The 21,534-nt window shown below is 31.6% G+C and carries 27 protein-coding genes; 26 read left to right on the top strand and 1 reads right to left on the bottom strand.

Annotated elements, in window-relative coordinates:
* The first annotated feature begins 289 nt into the window (after nt 1–289).
* From KA828_RS03710 to holA, 26 genes are all read left to right on the top strand, one after another.
* Nucleotides 290–925 carry an O-methyltransferase gene (locus KA828_RS03710; RefSeq protein ID WP_075108354.1) on the top strand — a complete coding sequence of 212 codons (636 nt, stop codon included), beginning with the start codon at nt 290–292 and terminating at the stop codon, nt 923–925.
* A gap of 2 nt (nt 926–927) precedes the next feature.
* Nucleotides 928–1,851 carry a peptidase U32 family protein gene (locus KA828_RS03705; protein WP_075108355.1) on the top strand — a complete coding sequence of 308 codons (924 nt, stop codon included), beginning with the start codon at nt 928–930 and terminating at the stop codon, nt 1,849–1,851.
* 15 nt (nt 1,852–1,866) lie between these two features.
* Nucleotides 1,867–3,135: a peptidase U32 family protein gene (locus KA828_RS03700; protein ID WP_210125432.1), complete on the top strand. Its 1,269-nt coding sequence runs from the start codon at nt 1,867–1,869 to the stop codon at nt 3,133–3,135.
* The gene (udk, locus tag KA828_RS03695) at nt 3,135–3,758 is read left to right on the top strand and encodes a uridine kinase (RefSeq protein WP_011275606.1); all 624 of its coding nucleotides are present in this window, start codon (nt 3,135–3,137) and stop codon (nt 3,756–3,758) included. The genes KA828_RS03700 and udk overlap by 1 nt, the downstream gene beginning before the upstream one ends.
* 87 nt (nt 3,759–3,845) lie before the next feature.
* Nucleotides 3,846–4,322 carry a transcription elongation factor GreA gene (gene greA, locus KA828_RS03690; RefSeq protein ID WP_053029550.1) on the top strand — a complete coding sequence of 159 codons (477 nt, stop codon included), beginning with the start codon at nt 3,846–3,848 and terminating at the stop codon, nt 4,320–4,322.
* Between the two features lie 621 nt (nt 4,323–4,943).
* Nucleotides 4,944–5,672, top strand: a complete 729-nt coding sequence (gene pxpB / locus KA828_RS03685; RefSeq protein WP_210125431.1) for a 5-oxoprolinase subunit PxpB — start codon at nt 4,944–4,946, stop codon at nt 5,670–5,672.
* A complete protein-coding gene (locus KA828_RS03680; RefSeq protein ID WP_210125430.1) occupies nt 5,662–6,663 on the top strand; it encodes a 5-oxoprolinase subunit C family protein in 1,002 nt (333 codons plus the stop codon). The genes pxpB and KA828_RS03680 overlap by 11 nt, the downstream gene beginning before the upstream one ends.
* Nucleotides 6,664–6,670: 7 nt before the next feature.
* Nucleotides 6,671–7,120: an acetyl-CoA carboxylase biotin carboxyl carrier protein gene (locus KA828_RS03675; protein WP_210125429.1), complete on the top strand. Its 450-nt coding sequence runs from the start codon at nt 6,671–6,673 to the stop codon at nt 7,118–7,120.
* A gap of 14 nt (nt 7,121–7,134) precedes the next feature.
* Nucleotides 7,135–8,496: an acetyl-CoA carboxylase biotin carboxylase subunit gene (locus KA828_RS03670; RefSeq protein ID WP_075108359.1), complete on the top strand. Its 1,362-nt coding sequence runs from the start codon at nt 7,135–7,137 to the stop codon at nt 8,494–8,496.
* Nucleotides 8,496–9,248, top strand: coding sequence for a 5-oxoprolinase subunit PxpA (gene pxpA / locus KA828_RS03665; RefSeq protein ID WP_210125428.1), 753 nt, complete (start codon nt 8,496–8,498; stop codon nt 9,246–9,248). Before KA828_RS03670 ends, pxpA begins: the two co-directional genes overlap by 1 nt.
* Before the next feature lie 12 nt (nt 9,249–9,260).
* Nucleotides 9,261–10,517 carry an NRAMP family divalent metal transporter gene (locus KA828_RS03660; RefSeq protein ID WP_075108361.1) on the top strand — a complete coding sequence of 419 codons (1,257 nt, stop codon included), beginning with the start codon at nt 9,261–9,263 and terminating at the stop codon, nt 10,515–10,517.
* Between the two features lie 363 nt (nt 10,518–10,880).
* A complete protein-coding gene (mtnN, locus tag KA828_RS03655) occupies nt 10,881–11,567 on the top strand; it encodes a 5'-methylthioadenosine/S-adenosylhomocysteine nucleosidase (protein ID WP_210125427.1) in 687 nt (228 codons plus the stop codon).
* Nucleotides 11,568–11,590: 23 nt separating this feature from the next.
* On the top strand, nt 11,591–12,118 hold the full coding sequence (locus KA828_RS03650; protein ID WP_053029542.1) for a YqeG family HAD IIIA-type phosphatase: 528 nt from the start codon (nt 11,591–11,593) through the stop codon (nt 12,116–12,118).
* Nucleotides 12,119–13,219, top strand: a complete 1,101-nt coding sequence (gene yqeH / locus KA828_RS03645) for a ribosome biogenesis GTPase YqeH (protein WP_210125426.1) — start codon at nt 12,119–12,121, stop codon at nt 13,217–13,219.
* Between the two features lie 12 nt (nt 13,220–13,231).
* Nucleotides 13,232–14,038, top strand: a complete 807-nt coding sequence (aroE, locus tag KA828_RS03640; RefSeq protein ID WP_210125425.1) for a shikimate dehydrogenase — start codon at nt 13,232–13,234, stop codon at nt 14,036–14,038.
* A gap of 1 nt (nt 14,039) precedes the next feature.
* Nucleotides 14,040–14,330 (top strand): ribosome assembly RNA-binding protein YhbY, encoded by a 291-nt coding sequence (gene yhbY / locus KA828_RS03635; RefSeq protein WP_016930857.1) that lies wholly within the window; start codon nt 14,040–14,042, stop codon nt 14,328–14,330.
* A complete protein-coding gene (locus KA828_RS03630) occupies nt 14,331–14,909 on the top strand; it encodes a nicotinate-nucleotide adenylyltransferase (RefSeq protein ID WP_210125424.1) in 579 nt (192 codons plus the stop codon).
* Entirely contained in the window at nt 14,899–15,483 is a 585-nt protein-coding gene (gene yqeK / locus KA828_RS03625) for a bis(5'-nucleosyl)-tetraphosphatase (symmetrical) YqeK (RefSeq protein WP_193839273.1), read from the top strand. The genes KA828_RS03630 and yqeK overlap by 11 nt, the downstream gene beginning before the upstream one ends.
* The gene (gene rsfS, locus KA828_RS03620; RefSeq protein WP_053029538.1) at nt 15,484–15,837 is read left to right on the top strand and encodes a ribosome silencing factor; all 354 of its coding nucleotides are present in this window, start codon (nt 15,484–15,486) and stop codon (nt 15,835–15,837) included.
* The gene (locus tag KA828_RS03615) at nt 15,838–16,563 is read left to right on the top strand and encodes a class I SAM-dependent DNA methyltransferase (protein WP_053029537.1); all 726 of its coding nucleotides are present in this window, start codon (nt 15,838–15,840) and stop codon (nt 16,561–16,563) included.
* Between the two features lie 52 nt (nt 16,564–16,615).
* Nucleotides 16,616–17,320: a helix-hairpin-helix domain-containing protein gene (locus KA828_RS03610; RefSeq protein WP_075108370.1), complete on the top strand. Its 705-nt coding sequence runs from the start codon at nt 16,616–16,618 to the stop codon at nt 17,318–17,320.
* Nucleotides 17,321–17,390: 70 nt separating this feature from the next.
* The gene (locus KA828_RS03605; RefSeq protein WP_075108371.1) at nt 17,391–17,849 is read left to right on the top strand and encodes a ComE operon protein 2; all 459 of its coding nucleotides are present in this window, start codon (nt 17,391–17,393) and stop codon (nt 17,847–17,849) included.
* 117 nt (nt 17,850–17,966) lie between these two features.
* Entirely contained in the window at nt 17,967–18,359 is a 393-nt protein-coding gene (locus KA828_RS03600; protein WP_210125423.1) for a hypothetical protein, read from the top strand.
* Nucleotides 18,296–19,084 (top strand): ComEC/Rec2 family competence protein, encoded by a 789-nt coding sequence (locus tag KA828_RS03595; RefSeq protein ID WP_210125422.1) that lies wholly within the window; start codon nt 18,296–18,298, stop codon nt 19,082–19,084. Before KA828_RS03600 ends, KA828_RS03595 begins: the two co-directional genes overlap by 64 nt.
* A gap of 43 nt (nt 19,085–19,127) precedes the next feature.
* Nucleotides 19,128–20,039 (top strand): ComEC/Rec2 family competence protein, encoded by a 912-nt coding sequence (locus KA828_RS03590; RefSeq protein WP_348634767.1) that lies wholly within the window; start codon nt 19,128–19,130, stop codon nt 20,037–20,039.
* Nucleotides 20,040–20,108: 69 nt separating this feature from the next.
* Nucleotides 20,109–21,083, top strand: a complete 975-nt coding sequence (gene holA / locus KA828_RS03585) for a DNA polymerase III subunit delta (protein ID WP_075108373.1) — start codon at nt 20,109–20,111, stop codon at nt 21,081–21,083.
* A gap of 71 nt (nt 21,084–21,154) precedes the next feature.
* Here the strand turns inward: holA and rpsT are convergent, their stop codons facing one another.
* Entirely contained in the window at nt 21,155–21,406 is a 252-nt protein-coding gene (gene rpsT, locus KA828_RS03580) for a 30S ribosomal protein S20 (RefSeq protein ID WP_053029533.1), read from the bottom strand.
* Between the last annotated feature and the right edge of the window lie 128 nt (nt 21,407–21,534).

Genomic DNA, 21,534 nt, shown 5'->3' with positions numbered 1-21,534 from the left:
CCGATTTGACGAAGAGCCATTCTTTTCTGCTCCTTTTTGATTGACAAAATCATGTTTTTTTACTTGTTACACCTTAATTTACAATCAAATATGTGATAAAATATTTAAAGTTAAATTCTTATAACTAGACAAGTATTTTAATAAATATTTAAATCAGTCATACAATTATACACATGAGTTGACGTCATTTGATTTAGGTTATTTATAAGTCATCGGTGATTAAAACTTAATTTAATAGAGACTGGTTTATTTTTTAATGTCATTTTGTCTTAAAAAAGGAAGTAAGTAAATGGAAGCTAATCAGCAATATTTATTGGAGATACAATCTAAAACAGATAATCAGATTGAATCATTAAGAAGCTATGCAGAAGAGAATGCTGTACCAATTGTAGACAGATTATCTCTAGAAATGATCAAACAATTAATTCGAATCCATGGTGCAAAAAATATATTGGAAATTGGTACTGCGATAGGTTATAGTTCAATGCATTTTGCATCCGTATCAGATGACATTCAAATTACAACAATAGAACGTGATGAGAAAATGATTACGCAAGCTAAAACAAATTTTGAAACTTATGGTTATACATCACAAATACGATTAATAGAAGGCAATGCCTTAGAGCAATATAGTCAAGTCGATGACAAAGTATATGATATTATCTTTATTGATGCAGCTAAAGCGCAATCAAAGAAATTTTTTGAATATTATACACCATTATTAAAAAAAGGTGGACTAGTGATTACAGATAATGTTTTATATCACGGTTTTGTATCGAACATAGATATTGTTCGTTCCAGAAATGTTAAGCAAATGGTGAAAAAAGTCCAAAAATTTAATGAATGGTTAATGAATCAAAAAAATTACAGTACAAATTTTATCAATATGGATGATGGGTTAGCTATTTCAATTAAAGGAGAATAATTATGACGGAATTACTCGTTACTCCTAAATCTTTAACACATTTAGAAACACTAATCGATATTGGCGCGGATGCCTTTGTCATTGGTGAGCAAAAATTTGGGTTACGATTACCGGGAGAATTTAATCGAGAAGATATAAAAAAAGCAATTAAATTAGCACATGAACATGATAAAAAAATCTATGTCGCTGTAAATGGTATTTTCCATAACTATCATTTAAACGCATTGGAAGACTACATTAATTTCTTACACGAAATCAATGTGGATCGTATTATCTTTGGGGATCCTGCAGTTGTTATGTACGTAAAAAATCAACAAAATCCCATACCTTTAAATTGGGATGCCGAAACAATTGTTACCAACTATTTCCAATGTAACTATTGGGGTAAACGCGGTGCGAAACGTGCACTTCTTGCTAGAGAATTAAACTTAGATGAAATTATAAATATTAAAGAGAATGCAAATGTTGAAATTGAAGTTCAAGTCCATGGGATGACATGTATGTTCCAATCTAAACGGATGTTACTTGGAAACTATTATACATTTCAAGATAGACAAATGAAGATTAAACGTGAAAATGATGAACGTGAACTATTACTCTATGACGAAGAACGTGATAATAAATATCCTGTATTTGAGGATTTTAATGGCACACATATCATGTCTCCGAATGACATCTGTTTAATCGAAGAACTTGAACCATTGTTTGAAGCTGGTATTGATTCATTTAAGATTGACGGTATATTACAGAGTGAAGAATATATCAACGTTGTTACAGCTCAATACAGAGAAGCGATTGATTTATACAATGAAGATCCTGAAGCATATGAAGACGAAAAATTTATGCTAGTAGACCCAATTGAAGACATTCAACCAGAACATCGTCCATTTGACGAAGGATTCTTGTATAAACAAACCGTATATTAAAAGGAGGCGCTAAACTTGAAAACTTTAACTGACGTTCAATCTCAAGTAAAAAGTAAAATCAAAAAACCTGAATTATTAGCGCCTGCTGGTAATTTGGAGAAATTAAAAATTGCTGTTCATTATGGTGCAGATGCCGTATTTTTAGGTGGCCAAGAATATGGTCTACGTTCTAACGCTGATAATTTTACAATGGCTGAAATTAAAGAAGGCGTTGAATTTGCAAATCAATATAATGCTAAAATATACGTGACTACTAACATTATTGCACATGATGAAAATATTGATGGGTTGGAATCGTATCTAATTGAATTAGAAAAAACTGGAGCTACAGGTATTATTGTAGCAGACCCTTTAATCATAGAAACTTGTAAGCAAGTTGCACCAAAATTAGAAATACACTTATCAACACAACAATCATTATCTAATACTAAAGCTGTAGAATTCTGGAAAGAAGAAGGATTAGACCGAGTGGTATTAGCTCGTGAAACAGGCGCTATGGAAATGAAGGAAATGAAAGAGAATGTTGACATTGAAATTGAGGCTTTCATCCATGGTGCTATGTGTATTGCCTATTCAGGTCGTTGTACACTTAGTAATCACATGACAGCGAGAGACTCTAATAGAGGAGGGTGTTGTCAAAGTTGTCGTTGGGATTATGATTTGTTAGAGGTTGATAATGATGGTGATTTAGATCTTTATTATCAAGAGGGCGACGTTATCCCATTCGCTATGAGTCCTAAAGATTTAAAATTAATCGAATCTATACCACAAATGATGGATATTGGCATTGACTCCCTTAAAATAGAAGGTCGTATGAAATCGATACATTATATTGCTACTGTAGTTTCAGTTTATCGAAAAGTAATTGATGCCTATGCTGAAGATCCAGAGCACTTTAAAATAAATCCTGAATGGTTAATAGAATTAGATAAATGTGCTAATAGAGATACAGCGCCAGCTTTCTTTGAAGGTACACCAGGTTATGAAGAGCAAATGTTTGGTGTTCAGCAAAATAAAAAATCACCTTATGATTTTTGTGGATTAGTATTAGATTATGATGAGGCAACACAAATTGCTACTATTCAACAAAGAAATCACTTTAAACCTGGTCAAGAAATTGAATTCTTTGGACCTGAAATTGAAAGCTTTAGACAAGTGATTGATGCCATATACGATGAGGAAGGCAATCAATTAGATGCTGCACGTCATCCACTTCAAATTGTACAAATTAATGTAGATCATCCAATTTACCCTAAGAACATGATGAGAAAGGAAATTAGATAATGGCAAACACAACAATTATTGGTATTGCCGGTGGCTCTGGATCTGGTAAGACAACAGTTACTAATGAAATCATGAAAAATTTAGAAGGACATAGTGTTGCACTTCTTGCTCAAGATTATTATTATAAAGACCAATCACATTTAACTTTTGAAGAGCGTCTTGAAACAAATTATGACCATCCCTTTGCCTTTGACAATGATTTACTCATTGAAAATTTAAAGGATTTACGTAATGGTCATGCAGTTGAAGTTCCAACGTACGATTACACAAATCATACACGAAGTAATGAAACCATTGCATTTGAACCTAAAGATGTTATTATCGTAGAAGGTATATTTGCTTTAGAAAATAAAACACTTCGTGATATGATGGATGTCAAAATATACGTTGATACTGATGCAGACTTAAGAATTCTAAGACGACTCGTACGTGATACTAAAGAGCGTGGTCGATCAATGGAATCGGTAATTAACCAATATTTAAATGTTGTTAAACCAATGCACAATCAATTCATTGAACCAACAAAGAAATATGCTGACATTATTATTCCAGAAGGTGGAAGTAATAAAGTAGCAATAGATATTATGACAACAAAAATTCAAACATTGGTTAGTAAACAATAAGTAAGTTACAATGTATATTAAAAATAAATGTATTCAATAAATTTTTAATTGACGCAAACATATTAACTGAAAAAGGAAGATGACATAATGGAAAATCAAAAACAATATCCAATGACTCAAGAGGGTTATGAACAATTAGAAAAAGAATTAGAAGAATTAAAAACGGTTAAACGTCCTGAAGTTGTAGAAAAAATTAAAGTGGCACGTTCATTTGGTGACCTTTCTGAGAACTCTGAGTACGATGCTGCTAAAGATGAACAAGGATTCATTGAACAAGACATTCAACGTATCGAGCATATGCTTAGATATGCATTAATCATTGAAGATACAGGTGATAATAATGTTGTTCAAATTGGTAAAACTGTAACTTTTATTGAGTTACCTGGAGATGAAGAAGAAAGTTACCAAATCGTTGGTTCTGCTGAAGCAGATGCATTTAACGGCAAAATCTCAAACGAATCACCTATGGCTAAAGCATTAATTGGTAAAAGTTTAAAAGATGAAGTACGTGTGCCTTTACCAAACGGTGGAGAAATTAACGTTAAAATCGTAGATATCAAATAATCTCTATTTATAACAATGATTAATTTGAGTCTGAGACAATAATAATATACAACTGCTTTTTTCAAAAAAGGCAGTAAATAACTAAACTGAGAGGGTATTTAAATTAAGCTTTTCTCAGTTTTAGTCATTCTTGCGAGAGTGGGACATTGAATTTAAAAAATTCTGTTCCACTCTCGTTTTTAATGTCAAATGCTGTATCATTTTTGGTTAAGTTCAACTTATTTTTAACAACTAAATGGTTTATCCGACCGCGCTTGCTTTATTGGTTACATTTTTAACCATTTAAGCTATAAGTATCCTTAAAGTAACGAATATCTATTTATATTTTATCAAATTAATTTGAAAATCTGAACTTTTTCATGACAAATTTTGTTTTATATGCTTAAATAACATTGTGAATACAATTGAATGAATTGTTAAGTATACATAAAAGTAAGCGATTACATCATGCCTTACTTTTTTTATTATTCACAATTTGAAATACTTATTAAACAACTAAGATATGAAAATGTTATAATTTTTTATACATAATAGTAAAATTTGAAAGTTGATACTTTTGTTAAATCAATACTTTTAGAAATACAATATAATCAAATGAAAGTATACAAGGGAGGCAATAGGTTGGAAGTTAAAGTTATAAATGAGCAATCGCTATTGCTATATTTCAAAGAAGAGATTAGCGAAGATAATTATCAAGAAGTTAATCTAACTACTCAATATATTCTGTCTAAAAACATACCAGACATTAAGGATGTAATCCCGTCTTATCGAGCAATTATGATAAATTTTAATAATGATTTAATTGATTACAAGCAATTAATTGAAAAATTAGAATTAGATAATCTTAAACTTTCAAAAGTTGATTCAACTTCAAATAAGAATATTATACATATTCCTGTACTATATAATACTGAGATGGGCCCGGATTTAGAAGAGGTAGCAAATCATAATCATTTATCTGTAGAGGAAGTGATCCAAATTCATACAGAAAATGAATATCTTGTTTATATGCTTGGTTTTATGCCAGGTTTCCCATTCTTAGGTGGGTTAGATGAGCGTGTTCATACACCTAGAAGAGCTGAACCACGAGTTAAAATAAATGCCGGTTCTGTAGGAATCGCTAATAATCAAACGGGATTATATCCATCAGATTCACCAGGTGGTTGGCAAATTATTGGTAGAACACCATTAAAAGTGTTTGATCAATATTCTGACCCTATGACATTGTATGAAGCTGGTGATTATATTAAATTTTATGCAATTGACGAGCAAACGTATAACCAAATTAAAAAAGAAATCAACGACGGTCAATTTAATAAAGAAAAGTGGGTGACGTGTAATGGGCATTAAAATTATAAAACCAGGACTGTTCACCACGGTACAAGACAAAGGACGTTTTGGATTTCAACATTTAGGTTTTTCAGGCTCTGGTGCTATGGATCAATTTAGTTATGACTTAGGACGACAATTGATTGCTAACGATGGTCCAAGTTTGGAATTTACAATTATCGGACCAACAATACAATTCACTCAAAATAACACGTTTGTATTGACAGGCGGCCAGTTCAATGCAAAATTAAACAACGCCAAAATAACAAATAACAGTGTTGTCTTGGCAAATAAAGGCGATATCCTTGAATTAGGACCTGTAATACGTGGTGCACGTGGCTATATTTTCTTTGGTCATTCACTTGATATTGAAAAAGTTGCAGATAGCTATTCAACGCATACTAGAAGTGGCGTGGGTGGTTTTTACGGAAGAGCATTGAAAAAAGATGATCATATTCAAGTCGTGCAAAATAGCAATTATAAAGTAAATCTTGGAAAATCAATTGATTATGATGCAGTTGAACAAGACAATATTATTCACATTATAGAAGGTCCGCAAGTTGATGCCTTTTCTGAAGAAAAACGAAAAAATTTAGTTGAATCTGAATATAAAATATCTGATCAATCTGATCGTATGGGATATAGACTTATAGGCAATCAAATTCCACCTGAAAATGGTGCGGATATCATTTCTGAACCAGTAGGCTTAGGTAGTATTCAAGTACCTAACGATGGGAATCCAATCATTCTATTAAATGACAAACAAACAGTCGGTGGTTATACAAAGATAGCTACAGTAAGTCAATTGGGCCTTAAGAAACTAGCACAATTCAAGCCAGGAGATATGATACAGTTCAAATGGACTTCTGTAGATGAAGCAAATGAGATGTTGCAGTCGTTTAATCAAAAGTTCAGTGACAAATTGGACTCTGTGACAAATGCACCAATATTTAATATGCATTCAATGCGACCAACATCACAAAAATTAGCAAAATTAATTGAAGAGGAGTAATAACAAGATGAATATTAAAAAAATTGAGGAAGTTATTAATTTAGTTAAATCAAATGGCGTAAAACGCTTTAAATTTAAAGATAATAAAAGTGAACTAGAATTAGACTTCACAGAGGGCGCTCAAGTAGTCAGTGAATCTGCTAATCAAAGTGTAGCAAGTACAAGTGCTGTGAATAATGATAATCAACAACAAGCCGAATCTAGTTCAAATGAAGATACTTCTAAAGAAATAGCTTCACCAATGGTTGGTACATTCTTTTTACAAGATAGTAAAGAATTAACTGATCCTCAAATTAAAGTTGGAGATAAAGTTAAATCTGGAGATATCATCGGTTATGTTGAAGCAATGAAAGTTATGAATGAAATTACAAGCGATGTAGATGGAGAAGTCGTTGAAATAGTAGCAGATCATGGTACAAATGTCGAATATGATCAAGTACTAGTTAAACTTAAATAAAGGGGGACAGCTAAATGTACCGTTGTTTAGTAGCAAATAGAGGAGAAATTGCAGTCCGTATTATTAGAGCCTGTCGTGAAATGGGCATTGAGACTGTTGCGATATATGCTAAAGGAGATGAGCAAAGTTTACATGTTAGCTTAGCTGATCAAGCAGTTTGTATTGGAGAAGCCAATCCTTTAGATAGTTATTTAAATATTGAACGTATCATTGGCGCAGCTGAAATAACAGGTGCGAATGCGATCCATCCAGGGTACGGATTTTTATCAGAAAGTACAACTTTTGCTGAAAAGGTAGAAGAAAATGATATTCATTTCATTGGTCCAAGTAAAAAAACAATGGAGCTGATGGGTGATAAAATAACTGCGCGTCAAACAGTAGACGCTGCGGGAGTACCCGTCATTCCTGGATCAACAGGTGCTGTCAATTCAGTGGAAGAAATTAAACAACTTGCAGATGAAATTGGTTACCCTGTCGTTTTAAAAGCAGCTAGTGGCGGTGGCGGTAAAGGTATCCGTATCGTTAAGGAACCTGAACAACTTGAAAAATCATTAAAAGAAGCAAAAAGCGAAGGGCAGAAGTACTTTAATGATGACAGAGTCTATGTCGAAGCTTTTATACCTGTAGCAAAACACGTTGAAGTTCAAATCATTGGTGATGGAAAAGGTAACTATGTACATTTAGGAGAACGAGATTGCTCAGTACAACGCAAAAATCAAAAGTTAATTGAAGAGTCTCCTTGTGCAGCATTAACAGAGGAAAGACGAAAACAAATTTGTGCAGATGCAGTTGCCGTTGCCAAAGCTTCAAATTATCGAAGTGCAGGTACAATAGAATTTTTAGTTACAAAAGATGCACATTACTTTATAGAAATGAATGCACGTATACAAGTAGAACATACTGTCACAGAAATGCGTGCTGATAGAGACTTATTACAAGCACAACTGTATTTAATGCAACATGATAAACTTCCATTCGGTCAAGATGACATCGTATTCAATGGTCACGTAATCGAAGCGCGTATCAATGCTGAAAATCCAGAGAAGAAATTCCAACCTACGCCTGGTAAAGTAAAAAAATTACATTTACCTCAAGGGTTCAATATTCGTGTTGATTCTTTACTATATCCAGGATACCAAGTATCACCATATTATGACTCACTTGTCGCAAAGGTTATAGTTAAAGATACGGATCGACAAACTGCGATTAACAAATTGAAAGTAGCACTTGATGAAATGGTAATTGAAGGCTTTACAACAACTGCTGACTTTTTATACGCAGTTTTAAATTACCCATTATATGCAGATGATGATGCTAGTGAAGTAGATATTAAATTCCTTGAAAAACATCAAATTATTGAAGGAGTGGAGCTATAATGCGCATAGACTTGAATTGTGACTTAGGCGAAGCATTTGGAAATTATTCATTTGGCGGTGACAATCAAATCATTCCATTAATCACTTCAGCTAATATTGCTTGTGGCTTCCATGCAGGTGATGAAAATGTGATGTATGACACTATTAAACTCGCTAAAGACAACGGTGTAGGAATAGGTGCGCATCCAGGATTACCAGATTTAAAAGGATTTGGTCGCCGAAATATGGATATTTCACCTAAAGAAATTTATAATTTAGTTATCTATCAACTAGGCGCTTTAGATGGTTTCTGTAAAGTACATCAAACGCGTATTAATCATGTAAAACCACACGGCGCACTGTATAACATGGGGGCTAAAGATCAAAATATTGCGCGTGCTATTGCACAAGCAGTTTATGATTTTGATGCTTCACTTGTCTTAGTAGGATTGTCAAATACATTACTAATTACTGAGGCCGAAGCATTAGGTTTACGCACTGCATCTGAAGTGTTTGCTGATAGACGATATGAAGATAATGGTCAACTCGTTAGTCGTAAAGAGGCAGATGCAATCATCACTAACACTGAAGAAGCGTTAGATCAAGTTTTAAAAATGGTTATTGAAAACAAAGTGGTTAGCAAAAATGGAAAAGAAATCAATCTAAAAGCGGATACGATTTGTGTGCATGGTGATGGTGCTCATGCTTTAGAATTTGTATCACAAATTAGAGAAAAATTAACGAAAGAAGGCATTGATATTCAATCCTTATAAGGGGGACCAATTATGGGAGAAAACTTTAATCAAAATCCAAATCAAGAAATAAATCCGAATGAGAAGGAATTTAAATTCACGAAGAACCACAGACGATTATTATATGGATCTGTGTTCCTAATGGCAACTTCTGCTATTGGCCCAGCATTCCTTACTCAAACAGCTGTATTCACAGCTGAGTTTTATGCTAGTTTTGCATTTGCAATATTAATTTCAATTATTATTGATATAGGCGCACAAATTAATATTTGGCGTGTCCTTGTAGTTACTGGTTTACGTGGACAAGAAGTGTCAAATAAAGTGATGCCTGGTTTAGGTACATTAATTTCAATATTGATTGCATTTGGGGGTCTTGCATTTAATATAGGTAATATTGCTGGTGCAGGCTTAGGCTTAAACGCTATGTTTGGATTAGATATCAAATGGGGTGCTGCAATTACAGCTATTTTCTCTATTTTAATTTTTGTTAGTAGAAGTGGTCAAAAGATCATGGACGTTGTTTCGATGATTTTAGGGGTTGTAATGATACTCGTAGTTGCATATGTTATGGTAGTTTCAAACCCGCCATATGGTGATGCATTAGTACACACATTCGCGCCAGAACAGCCGGTTAAATTAATTTTACCTATTATTACATTAGTCGGAGGTACTGTAGGGGGTTATATTACTTTCGCAGGTGCACATAGACTTTTAGATTCTGGTATGAAGGGTAAAGCGTTCTTACCATTTGTAAACCGCTCTGCAATTGCAGGTATATTAACAACAGGTATTATGAGAACTTTATTATTCTTAGCAGTATTAGGTGTAGTTGTAACTGGTGTAACTTTAAGTGCCGATAATCCACCTGCTTCAGTTTTTGAACATGCAATTGGACCGATTGGTAAGAATATTTTCGGTGTCGTTATCTTTGCAGCTGCCATGTCTTCTGTTATTGGCTCAGCTTACACAAGTGCTACATTCTTAAGAACATTACATAAATCTTTATTAACTAAAAATAATCTAATTGTAATCGTCTTTATCGTAATTTCGACATTAATTTTCCTATTTATTGGTAAACCTATTAGTTTACTTATTATTGCTGGTGCAATTAATGGTTGGATTTTACCTATCACACTTGGAGCGATACTTATTGCAAGTCGTAAAAAAGATATTGTTGGAGATTATAAACATCCAACGTGGATGCTAATCTTTGGTATTGTAGCAGTTATTGTAACTATTGTAACAGGTATCTTCTCATTACAAGATTTAGCTGCACTTTGGAAAGGATAAATGGCTTTTATACGGTATAAGACATATAGCATTAGATTTGCTTAAAATTCTGGGTTATAGATTAATACTTTTATAAAAATATCAGATTAAATTCACTATGAAAAATTGAGCTGAGAAGTTAGTGGTAGTATGCTTTTCTCAATTTAAATTACACATAGGAAGGGTGAGATTTTGAATTCAAATTGAATTCCATCTCACTCTTTTTTTGTAGCATTTATTCTCTTTTTCACTAGTGAAATTTATAAAAAGAGATGAATGTGTAAGGAATTTATTATTTTAAATACGGAGTGATGAAACATTGTCGTGATGAATGAAATTATATGATAAAATAGCAATTGCTAAGATAAAGACTGAGGTGTAAATATGATAGGAATTATAGGAGCTATGGAAGAAGAAGTAGCTATTTTAAAAGATAAATTAACAGAGATGGATGAAATTTCTGTTGCACATGTTAAATTTTATAGAGGGAAATTAAATACAACAGAAGTTGTTTTAACGCAAAGTGGTATTGGTAAAGTGAATGCCGCTATTTCAACAACATTATTAATTGAGAAATTCAATCCTAGACTCATTATCAATACTGGATCTGCCGGTGCGCTAGATGAAAGCTTATCTGTAGGAGATATGTTGATTAGTAATGATGTACAATATCATGATGTTGATGCAACTGCATTTGGTTACGAATTTGGACAAGTACCTCAAATGCCTTCTAAATTTGAGTCAAATCAAGAACTATTAAACTTAGCTGAACAAGTTATTAAACAACAAAATTATACTGCTAAAATAGGCCAAATTGTGAGTGGTGATAGTTTTATTGGAAGCGTTGAGCAACGTTTAACGATAAAACGACAATTTCCTAATGCTATGGCTGTTGAAATGGAGGCAACTGCAATTGCACAGACATGCTATCAATTTCATGTTCCATTTATCGTGACACGTGCAGTATCCGATTTAGCGAATGGTAAAGCAGATATATCTTTCGAGGAATTCCTCGGTAAAGCTGCTAAATCATCAAGTTCAATAGTTGAAGCATTAATTAAAGTTTTATAAATATTAATAAAGGTGATAAATAAATGGGATTAATAAAGAAATATTTTATGCCAAATGATTATGTTAAGTCTGTATTTCAAATCGATATTGAAAAATTAGCTAAGGCTGGTTTTAAAGGTATTATTACAGATTTAGATAATACATTAGTTGGGTGGGATGTAAAATCGCCAACTATAGAAATACAACAATGGTTTAAAAAAGCAAATGAATTAGGTATTACAATCACTATTGTATCTAATAATAATGAAGATAGAGTTTCAAGCTTTTCTAAGGACTTAAATGTAGATTTCATTTTTAGAGCAAGAAAACCTATGGGCAAAGCATTTAAAAAAGCTATCAAACAAATGAATATCAAACCTGAGGAAACCATTGTAATTGGAGACCAAATGTTAACGGATGTTTTTGGTGGTAATCGTAATGGCTTATATACAATTATGGTTGTGCCTGTGAAACGTACAGATGGATTTATTACTAAATTCAACCGTATTATTGAGCGTCGATTATTAAATTACTTTAAAAATAAAGGCTATATCACATGGGAGGAAAATTGATTGGATGACACATTAAAATGTATTGGATGCGGTGCACCACTTCAATCAGATGATAAAAGTGCACCTGGATATGTTCCAGAACATAACCTTTTTAGAGAGGACGTTATTTGTCAACGTTGTTTCAGATTGAAAAATTATAACGAAATTCAAGATGTCGGAATGGATAGTGAAGATTTTTTAAATTTACTAAATGAATTATCTGACCGACAAGGAATAATTGTGAATGTTGTTGACATTTTCGATTTTGAAGGTTCATTTATCAATGTCTTGAAACGAATTGTAGGCAATAAAAAAATAATATTAGCTGCTAATAAATTAGATCTTTTACCTAAGCAAATTAATAAACGTCGTGTAAAAGAGTGGCTCAAAAAAACTGCTAGAAAATATGGCTTAGAAGCTGACGACGTTATACTTATTTCTGCACAAAAAGGTTGGGGAATCGAAGATTTATTAGCATCGATTGATAAGCATAGACATAATCAAGATGTGTATATTGTCGGTACTACGAATGTAGGTAAATCAACACTTATAAATAAATTGATTGAACAAAGTGTGGGCGAAAAAGATGTTGTAACCACTTCTAGATTTCCAGGAACTACATTAGATTTAATTGATATACCTTTAGATGAAAAAACATTCATGTACGATACGCCGGGTATTATTCAGTCTCATCAAATGACACACTATGTATCTGAGAAAGAATTGAAAATAATCGTGCCTAAAAATGAAATAAAACAAAGAGTTTTTCAACTTAATGAAGGACAAACGTTATTCTTTGGTGGACTGTCTAGAATTGATTATGTATCAGGTGGAAAAAGACCACTCGTTTGTTATTTTTCAAATGATTTGAATATACATCGAACTAAAACGGAAAAGGCAAATGATTTATGGCGAAATCAAATTGGTAATGTTTTGACACCACCAAATAATCCTGACCACTTCGATATGAGTGATACAAAGGCTGTACGTCTTGAAACTGGTAAGGAAAAGAAAGACATAATGATATCAGGTCTAGGATTTATAACAATTGAAGCTGGTGCAAAAGTTATTGTACGCGTCCCTAAAAATGTTGATGTAATCCTAAGAAATTCAATAATGTAAGGTGGGTTATTTATGAAGTATGCAGTAATAGGTGATCCCGTATCGCATTCATTATCTCCAGTCATGCATCAAGTTAATTTTAAATCATTAAATATGGAAGACACATACGAAGCGTTGCATATTCCCACACAAGACTTCCATGATATTAGACAAATTATTGAAGATAACCATATTAATGGATTCAATGTTACGATTCCGCATAAGGAAAGAATTATTCCTTATCTGGATGAAATTGATGACCAAGCAAAAGCTGTTGGAGCCGTTAATACTGTGAAAATTATTAACAATAAATGGATAGGTTATAATACAGATGGTATTGGTTATGTGATGGGCTTGAAACAAGTTTATCCTGATTTAGAAAATGCTTTTGTTTTAATCCTTGGTGCTGGTGGTGCTAGTAAGGGAATTGCAAATGAACTCAGTAAAATTGTACAACCAAAATTAACAATCGCTAACAGAACAATGCGTAGATTTGAGACGTGGGATATGGATATTAATGCAATTTCATTAGAACAAGCAGAACAATATTTAGATGAATTTGATATTATAATCAATACGACATCTGCTGGATTAAATAATAACGATGATATGGTTATTAGCTTAGATAATTTATCATCAAGTACACTCGTTAGTGATATTATTTATATTCCATATAAGACTAAATTTTTAAAAGAAGCAGAACTTAAAGGCAATACGGTTTATAATGGCCTGGATATGTTCATAAACCAAGGCGCTGAAAGTTTTAAAATTTGGACCGGCAAACAGCCTAATATACTAGAAATGAAATACGCAGTACTAAACAAATTAAAAGGAGTTTAATATGTTAACAGGAAAACAAAAAAGATATTTAAGAAGTTTAGCACACAATATAGACCCTATTTTTCAAATTGGTAAAGCAGGCATTAATGACAATATGATTGCTCAAATTGATGATACACTTGAAAATCGCGAGTTAATTAAAATACATGTGTTACAAAATAACTTTGATGATAAAAATGAATTAGCGTCAACATTAAGTGATGCAACTAATAGTGAAGTTGTTCAAGTGATTGGTTCGATGATTGTCATTTATAGAGAATCAGTTGATAATAAAGAAATCACATTACCGTAAATGATGAATAAAAAATCAATAGTGCTTTATGGTGGTCAATTCAACCCAATCCACACTGCACACTTGTTAGTTGCAAATGAAGTCTATCATCAACTTAAACCTGACAAATTTTATTTTTTACCAAGTTATATGGCACCATTGAAAACGCATGATGACTATTTAGATGCTAAATATCGAATCAAAATGATACAACTTGCTATTGAAGAATTAGGTTTTGGTGAAATATGTGAAATTGAACTTGAGAGAAAAGGTCAAAGTTACACTTATGAAACGCTAAAAGATATCGTTAATAATGAAAAAGATGCGAATATCTATTTCATTATCGGAACAGATCAGTATAAACAATTAGATAAATGGTATAAAATTGAAAAGTTAAAACAACTTATTACGTTTGTAATTGTAAACAGAGATGTTAATTATCAAGAGGTCGACGAATCAATGATATCGGTTAATATACCGCGAATGGATATTAGTTCATCATTGATTCGAAATCGTATAAAAAATAAACAACCAATAAATATCTTGGTTCCTCGTAGTATTCACGACTATATAAGAGAGGAAGGATTTTATGAAAATTGATAAAGCGATTGAACTCGTTAAAGATAAACTACCGGAGAAACGTTTTAAGCACTCATTGAGAGTAGCTGAAACCGCAGTAAAACTTGCAGAAATTTATGATGGTGATAAAGATAAAGCTAACTTAGCGGGTGTATTGCATGATTATTGCAAGTATGATGACCTAAGCACAATGTACCAAATTGTAAGACAACACGATTTAGATAGTGAACTATTAAGTTATGGTGGAGAAATCTTACACGGACCAGTCTGTGCTGCTCTCATGCAATCAGAATTTGGTATTGAAGACGAGGAAGTGCTTCTTGCAATCAAGAATCACACTACAGGTCGAAAAGAAATGACTAAAACTGAAAAACTTGTGTTTATTGCTGATTATATCGAGCCTGGAAGAAAAACCCCAGGAGTTGAAGAAATTAGAGATATGGCATACAATCAAGGTAGCTTAGATAAAACAATTTATGAAATTTCTAAGCGAACAGTACTGTTCCTAATTAGTAAGGATATAACTGTTTATGGCACAACGATTTCATGTTTAAACTATTATAATTATAGTGATCAAAGGATAAAGGATGATTAAATGAATTCAGAAGAATTATTAAATATTGCTGTCGATGCGACAGAAAATAAAAAAGCAGAAGATATTGTTTCTCTTAATATGAAAGGTATCAGTGACATGACAGATTATTTCGTTGTTTGTCACGGTAATAATGAGCGTCAAGTTCAATCAATTGCTAGAGCAGTTAAAGAGGCAGCACATGAACAAGCTATTGATGTAAAACGTATGGAAGGGTATCAAAGTGCTAGATGGGTTTTAATTGATTTAGCAGATGTTGTGGTGCACATCTTCCATAAAGATGAACGTAATTATTATAATATTGAGAAGCTATATCAAGATGCGCCAATAGAATCATATGGGCAGGTTGCGTATTAGATGGCTCAATATGGTGAGATGAGCTTAGTTTATGATCAACTTACGCAAGATCAACCTTATGACAAGTGGTTTGAAATCGTGAACCATTATACGCAAGATCTCAGTCATAAGCCGAAAATCCTTGATATCGGTTGTGGAACTGGCAGTTTAACTGCTCAACTAAGTACTATTGGTTCGGTTACAGGAATGGATTTAAGCTCAGAGATGCTCTCCATTGCTGCTAATAAATCTAATCAAGTAACATGGTTAGAAGGCGATATGACCGATTTTTCATTCAATACTAAATTTGATGTAATAACAATATTTTGTGATTCACTGAATTATTTACCTGATATCGAAGATGTAAATGAAACATTTATCAATGTTTTTAATCATCTATCAGAAACTGGTGTTTTTATATTTGATGTCCATACTATTCAAAAGATGAATACGTTGTTTCATAATCAATGTTACATTGATGAAAATGAGTCAATCTTTTTAGCATGGGAAGCTATTGTCGGTGATGAACCTTATAGTGTGTATCACGACATGAGTTTCTTTGTAAAAAATACTGATGATACTTATCAGCGATTTGATGAATCGCACTATCAAAGAACCTTTGAAAAAGATACTTACATTAGTTTATTAAAGACAATTGGATTTAAAGCATTCGAAACATTTATCGACTTTAATCGCAATAATCACGATGAAAACGGCGATCGTTTATTTATCGTAGCTTATAAATAAATAAAGTAAACTCATCTCCTTAAACGTTTATATATATAAGGAGATGAGTTTTTTGTTTAAAGATAAAATAGAATTATTGGCATTTATCAAGCAATGGAAATTTCAACTGATGATCACTTTGACCATTATAATAGCTATCGCATGTATACTAATGTTTCTTAAACCTGTTAAGGAAACAAGCAATGACATGCCAATCGTTTCATCGCAAAACAATTCAAAAGAAAAAAATAATACACGTCAATCATCTAGACAAATTAATGATGCAACTAAGAAAGATGAGTTGAATACTGGTATTGATGAAAATAAAACGGTAATTGTAGATATTAAAGGCGCTGTTGAGCACCCTGATGTATATAAAATGAAAGGATCAGATAGAATTAAAGATGTATTGGAAAAAGCTAAATTACAAAAAGATGCTGATTTGACACAAGTCAATTTATCTGAAAAATTAACAGATCAAAAATTGATTTACATACCATCTACCAGTGAAATGAAAAATACTATAGCACATAGTGATGATAATAATAAGCGTAGTAATACAAAACCTTTAAATTCATTAACTACTGACAAGATAAATTTGAATACTGCGAGTGAAACTGATTTGCTAAAGATCCCAGGAGTAGGACCGACAAAAGTCAAAGAAATTTTAGATTACAGGGCAAAGAATAACCAGTTTCATTCAATAGAAGATTTAAAAAATATCAAAGGCATCGGTGACAAAACTTTCGAAAAGATTAAGGATTATATTACAATCTAACTTTGTTGATTGGCTTAAATATAAAGATATTCTATAATAATGATAATAAATTTGAATCGGAGTGAATTTAATGGAAAGATTAAAATGGGACGAATATTTCATGGCGCAAAGCCATTTACTAGCTCTAAGATCAACTTGCCAAAGATTGTCAGTAGGGGCAACGATAGTAAAAGACAATAGAATTATAGCAGGGGGATATAATGGATCTGTTGCAGGTGAGGTGCATTGTATTGATGAAGGATGTTTAATTGAAGATGGCCATTGTATCAGAACCATACATGCCGAAATGAACGCTTTATTACAATGTGCTAAGCAGGGTGTATCAACAGAGGGTGCTACTATCTATGTCACTCACTTTCCGTGTCTTAATTGCACAAAATCTATTATACAAGCAGGCATTAAACAAATATATTATGCTGAAGATTATCACAATCACGAATATGCGCTGCAATTATTAAACCAAGCTGGTATTGAATACAAAAAAATACCTTTTTCTGCTCGAAATGTGGCTCAATATTTAACTGACTAATATATGATTTATTTTGCATTGTCCTTTCTCATAGGTATTCTATGGATACATTTAAAATTAATGTCGTGTTTGATTATTTTTTTATTAGTTATCATTTCAATACAAAGAAGAATTAAAATGCATCATATATTATTAATGATTATTTGTGTATTTTGTGGTGTGAGTTTTGAACATTTTCACAATGAAAACAGTGTAAGTAAAGATGATTTCTTCAAGATAAACCCTAACATATTTACCAAGGTCGAATTTGGATCTAATATCGAACGTCAAGGAAAGCAATTAAAAGGTAAATTTACTGTCAAAGATCAATTGTACGTCTTTCACTTAAATACCAATCAATTAAGTGAAAAAGACATTGAAAATAAATCATGTGTTATTAAAGGTAAAATTGTTAATGTTTTAAATCACACCCCTTATGTTTCTGTTAACAAAGTAGTCACGAATACGTGCCAAATCACAAAAATTCAAATGTATTTGAAAAGCATTCGTCGTATATTACTCAAAAATTGACTCACTCAAGCCTATCGCATCCTGAATATATTACTGCTTTAATTAGTGGTGATATTCATGGCATTAGTACTGAATTTATTGATAAGGTCAAAGACATAGGCATTTATCATTTATTAGCAGTGAGTGGGTCGCATATTGCTACTATTTCTTATCTTATATATCAACCTCTAGTTAGACTTAATATACCCAAAGTGATTATTAACGGTTTAATTATCATATTTCTAATTATATTCGCATATTATACCGATTTTGCACCAAGTGCATTGAGAGCAATTTTAGCTACAATAACCGTCATTCTCTTTTCTAATAAGTCTAAAATGTCGACCATTGATATTTTAGGTCTAATCTTTATCATTATGATTTTAATAACACCTGACTATTTGTATGATATAGGCTTTCAATTTTCATTTATTATTTCATTTTTTATTCTAGTTTCCTTTCCACTTATAAGACAGTTATCTTTTTTTAATAATATTATTATCCTTACTTTAATAGCTCAGCTTTCTTCTTCAATCATTTCAATTTTTCATTTTAATCAATTACAATGGATAGGCTTATTTTCTAATATACTATTTGTTCCTTTATATAGCTTTATTATTTTCCCATTAGCAATATTATTATTTTTTACTTATCATTTTGTTAATGATATACCTTTATTTAGTGCAATATTCAATAAAATATATATCTTACACGATAATCTCTTAGAATTATTTTTTGAAATTTAAATTTTATCAAGTTTTTATTGCACCAAAATCATCTTTTGAATATGTGCTTTTTGTAGTATTGATAATACTAATATTCATCTTTTTATGCCATAAAAAAATAAAATCACTCGTATTACTATGTGTCTTGTTTATATCTTTATGCGTTTTTAATATCCAACCTAACACGAGTACAATTACTTTTTTTAATGTTGGGCAAGGGGATAGTTTAATATTTCAAACAAGCATGAAAGAAACTGTTATGGTTGATACTGGTGGCAAGGAAATTAGAGACGGTACGATAGATAATCATAATATAGCCAAATATCATATTTTACCTACATTAAAACGTAAAAGGATTACCTCAATAGATCATTTAATTATTACGCATCCACATGCAGACCATATTGGCGAGCTACCTTACATCATTCAACACATAAGAATCAAAAAGTTATATATTCATGTATATAGCTATTCAGAAGTAGAACTAACAAGACTCATACGTTTGTGTAAAAATAACAATATCCAATTAGTAGATGCTAAAGAAATAGATTCTATCCAATTCAATAACGGTAAAATTTCATTCCTTCATGGAGATATTCCTTCAAGTGATGATAAAAATGAGCATAGCATTATCTTACTTATTGAATATCAAAACTACAAAATGATTTTATTGGGTGACGCGACGAAAAATAATGAAACTAAATTGATGAAATTATACCAACTTCCCACCGTTGATATATTGAAAGTAGGACATCACGGAAGTAAAACAAGTAGTTCGGAAGTATTTATAAAGTCTATTAAACCAACTATTAGTATTATTTCAAGTGGTAAAAACAATAAATATCATTTGCCAAATAAAGAAACATTGCAGACGTTAACGTCGGTAAACAGTAAAATTTTGAACACTCAAGACGTTGGAGAAATAACAATAGATTTGGATCACAATATGAATATTACATCTAATCAAATTGATTGAACTGGTGACGCTTTACCCAAGCATGATATAATTATCAATGTTTGATATTTTAAAAGGGAGTTCACAATTATGACAAACAATATTATGGCTATATATGGTGAAGTGCCTGAATTAGTAGAAAAGAAAAGTAATGAACTGACAAATGCATTCTTAAATGAGGACAGAGATGACTTTAATTTTATAAAATTTAACCTTTATGAAACAAATATTTCGACAATTATTGAAGAAGCCTTAACAATGCCATTTATATCTGAAAAGAAAGCAATTGTTGTTAAAAATTCATTTATATTTACTGGCGAAAAAGTTAATAAAGATTTACAGCCGAACAATGAGCAAGTTATAGAATTTTTAGAGAAGTATGATGGTGATAATTTAGTCATTTTTGAAATCTATAGTAATAAATTAGATGAAAGAAAGAAATTAACTAAATCATTAAAAAAGACCAGTAAGCTAACCAAAGTAGAACAAATGTCAGAACAAGAAATTAAATCCTGGATTCAAAATCAACTACATGAGAATTTCAAAGATATAAAGCAAGATGCGCTAAACCTATTTATTGAATTAACTGGTGTGAATTTCAATATCGTTTCTCAAGAGCTAGATAAACTCATTTTATTCTTAGGTGATAGATCTACTATTAATAAAAATGATGTAGGTTTAATTATTAACAGAAGCTTAGAACAAAATGTTTTTCTATTAACAGAATATATTCAAAAAAATGAAAAAGACAAAGCTATACAACTTGTAAAAGATTTAATCGTTATGAAAGAGGAACCCATTAAATTACTTGCACTTATTACAAGTAATTATAGATTGTATTACCAATGTAAAATATTAGCTCAAAAAGGGTATAGTGGGCAACAGATTGCTAAAACAATTAATGTGCATCCATATAGAGTTAAGTTAGCATTAAACCAAGTCCGTTATTATGAGTTAAAAGAATTATTAAATATAATAGATAACTGCGCAGAAACAGATTACAAACTAAAGTCGTCATATATGGACAAACAACTAATACTTGAGTTATTTATTCTATCACTATAAGCTTGTAATCAACCCTAGTTATATATTTAAATACAAAAAAGCACGGAACATAGTTCCGCGCTTTTTACACATTATTTACTTGATGACATTAATTGTGATTTAATGCGATCAGCTTTGTTTGAGTGAATTAAGTTACTTTGTGAAGCTTTATCAACTGATTTGATTGCGAAGTTAACTAATTCAGCTTTGTTATCAGCGTTATTGTTGATTGCTGTTTTAGCATTTTTCACAGCAGTACGCATAGCGTTTTTTTGTGAAATATTACGAGCTTCTGCGTTTTCAGTTGTTTTAACACGTTTAATAGCAGATTTAATATTTGGCATTACTGTCACCTCCTAAAAGTGATCTTAAGCATATCAAATTTTATTTTGATTACAACAAGAAATATTTTATCAAAACTAACATATTTGTGCAATCATTAATTAAATATAGCATAATTAAAATCTCAATT

The sequence above is a fragment of the Staphylococcus sp. GDY8P85P genome, assembly GCF_017892405.1.
In the GTDB taxonomy this organism is placed as follows: domain Bacteria; phylum Bacillota; class Bacilli; order Staphylococcales; family Staphylococcaceae; genus Staphylococcus; species Staphylococcus borealis.
Note: the sequence above shows the minus strand (reverse complement) of the source record. Positions and strands in the feature narration are given on the sequence as shown.

What these genes read in the sequence shown, in the direction of transcription:
- udk (WP_011275606.1), top strand. Translation starts at nt 3,135, where the DNA reads ATGGCAAACACAACAATTATTGGTATTGCCGGTGGCTCTGGATCTGGT.
- rsfS (WP_053029538.1), top strand. Translation starts at nt 15,484, where the DNA reads ATGAATTCAGAAGAATTATTAAATATTGCTGTCGATGCGACAGAAAAT.
- yqeK (WP_193839273.1), top strand. Translation starts at nt 14,899, where the DNA reads ATGAAAATTGATAAAGCGATTGAACTCGTTAAAGATAAACTACCGGAG.
- KA828_RS03705 (WP_075108355.1), top strand. Translation starts at nt 928, where the DNA reads ATGACGGAATTACTCGTTACTCCTAAATCTTTAACACATTTAGAAACA.
- rpsT (WP_053029533.1), bottom strand. Translation starts at nt 21,406, where the DNA reads ATGCCAAATATTAAATCTGCTATTAAACGTGTTAAAACAACTGAAAAC.
- KA828_RS03615 (WP_053029537.1), top strand. Translation starts at nt 15,838, where the DNA reads ATGGCTCAATATGGTGAGATGAGCTTAGTTTATGATCAACTTACGCAA.
- KA828_RS03710 (WP_075108354.1), top strand. Translation starts at nt 290, where the DNA reads ATGGAAGCTAATCAGCAATATTTATTGGAGATACAATCTAAAACAGAT.
- KA828_RS03605 (WP_075108371.1), top strand. Translation starts at nt 17,391, where the DNA reads ATGGAAAGATTAAAATGGGACGAATATTTCATGGCGCAAAGCCATTTA.
- KA828_RS03675 (WP_210125429.1), top strand. Translation starts at nt 6,671, where the DNA reads ATGAATATTAAAAAAATTGAGGAAGTTATTAATTTAGTTAAATCAAAT.
- KA828_RS03600 (WP_210125423.1), top strand. Translation starts at nt 17,967, where the DNA reads ATGCATCATATATTATTAATGATTATTTGTGTATTTTGTGGTGTGAGT.
- KA828_RS03670 (WP_075108359.1), top strand. Translation starts at nt 7,135, where the DNA reads ATGTACCGTTGTTTAGTAGCAAATAGAGGAGAAATTGCAGTCCGTATT.
- pxpA (WP_210125428.1), top strand. Translation starts at nt 8,496, where the DNA reads ATGCGCATAGACTTGAATTGTGACTTAGGCGAAGCATTTGGAAATTAT.
- KA828_RS03680 (WP_210125430.1), top strand. Translation starts at nt 5,662, where the DNA reads ATGGGCATTAAAATTATAAAACCAGGACTGTTCACCACGGTACAAGAC.
- yhbY (WP_016930857.1), top strand. Translation starts at nt 14,040, where the DNA reads ATGTTAACAGGAAAACAAAAAAGATATTTAAGAAGTTTAGCACACAAT.
- KA828_RS03630 (WP_210125424.1), top strand. Translation starts at nt 14,331, where the DNA reads ATGATGAATAAAAAATCAATAGTGCTTTATGGTGGTCAATTCAACCCA.
- KA828_RS03650 (WP_053029542.1), top strand. Translation starts at nt 11,591, where the DNA reads ATGGGATTAATAAAGAAATATTTTATGCCAAATGATTATGTTAAGTCT.
- aroE (WP_210125425.1), top strand. Translation starts at nt 13,232, where the DNA reads ATGAAGTATGCAGTAATAGGTGATCCCGTATCGCATTCATTATCTCCA.
- holA (WP_075108373.1), top strand. Translation starts at nt 20,109, where the DNA reads ATGACAAACAATATTATGGCTATATATGGTGAAGTGCCTGAATTAGTA.
- greA (WP_053029550.1), top strand. Translation starts at nt 3,846, where the DNA reads ATGGAAAATCAAAAACAATATCCAATGACTCAAGAGGGTTATGAACAA.
- mtnN (WP_210125427.1), top strand. Translation starts at nt 10,881, where the DNA reads ATGATAGGAATTATAGGAGCTATGGAAGAAGAAGTAGCTATTTTAAAA.
- KA828_RS03660 (WP_075108361.1), top strand. Translation starts at nt 9,261, where the DNA reads ATGGGAGAAAACTTTAATCAAAATCCAAATCAAGAAATAAATCCGAAT.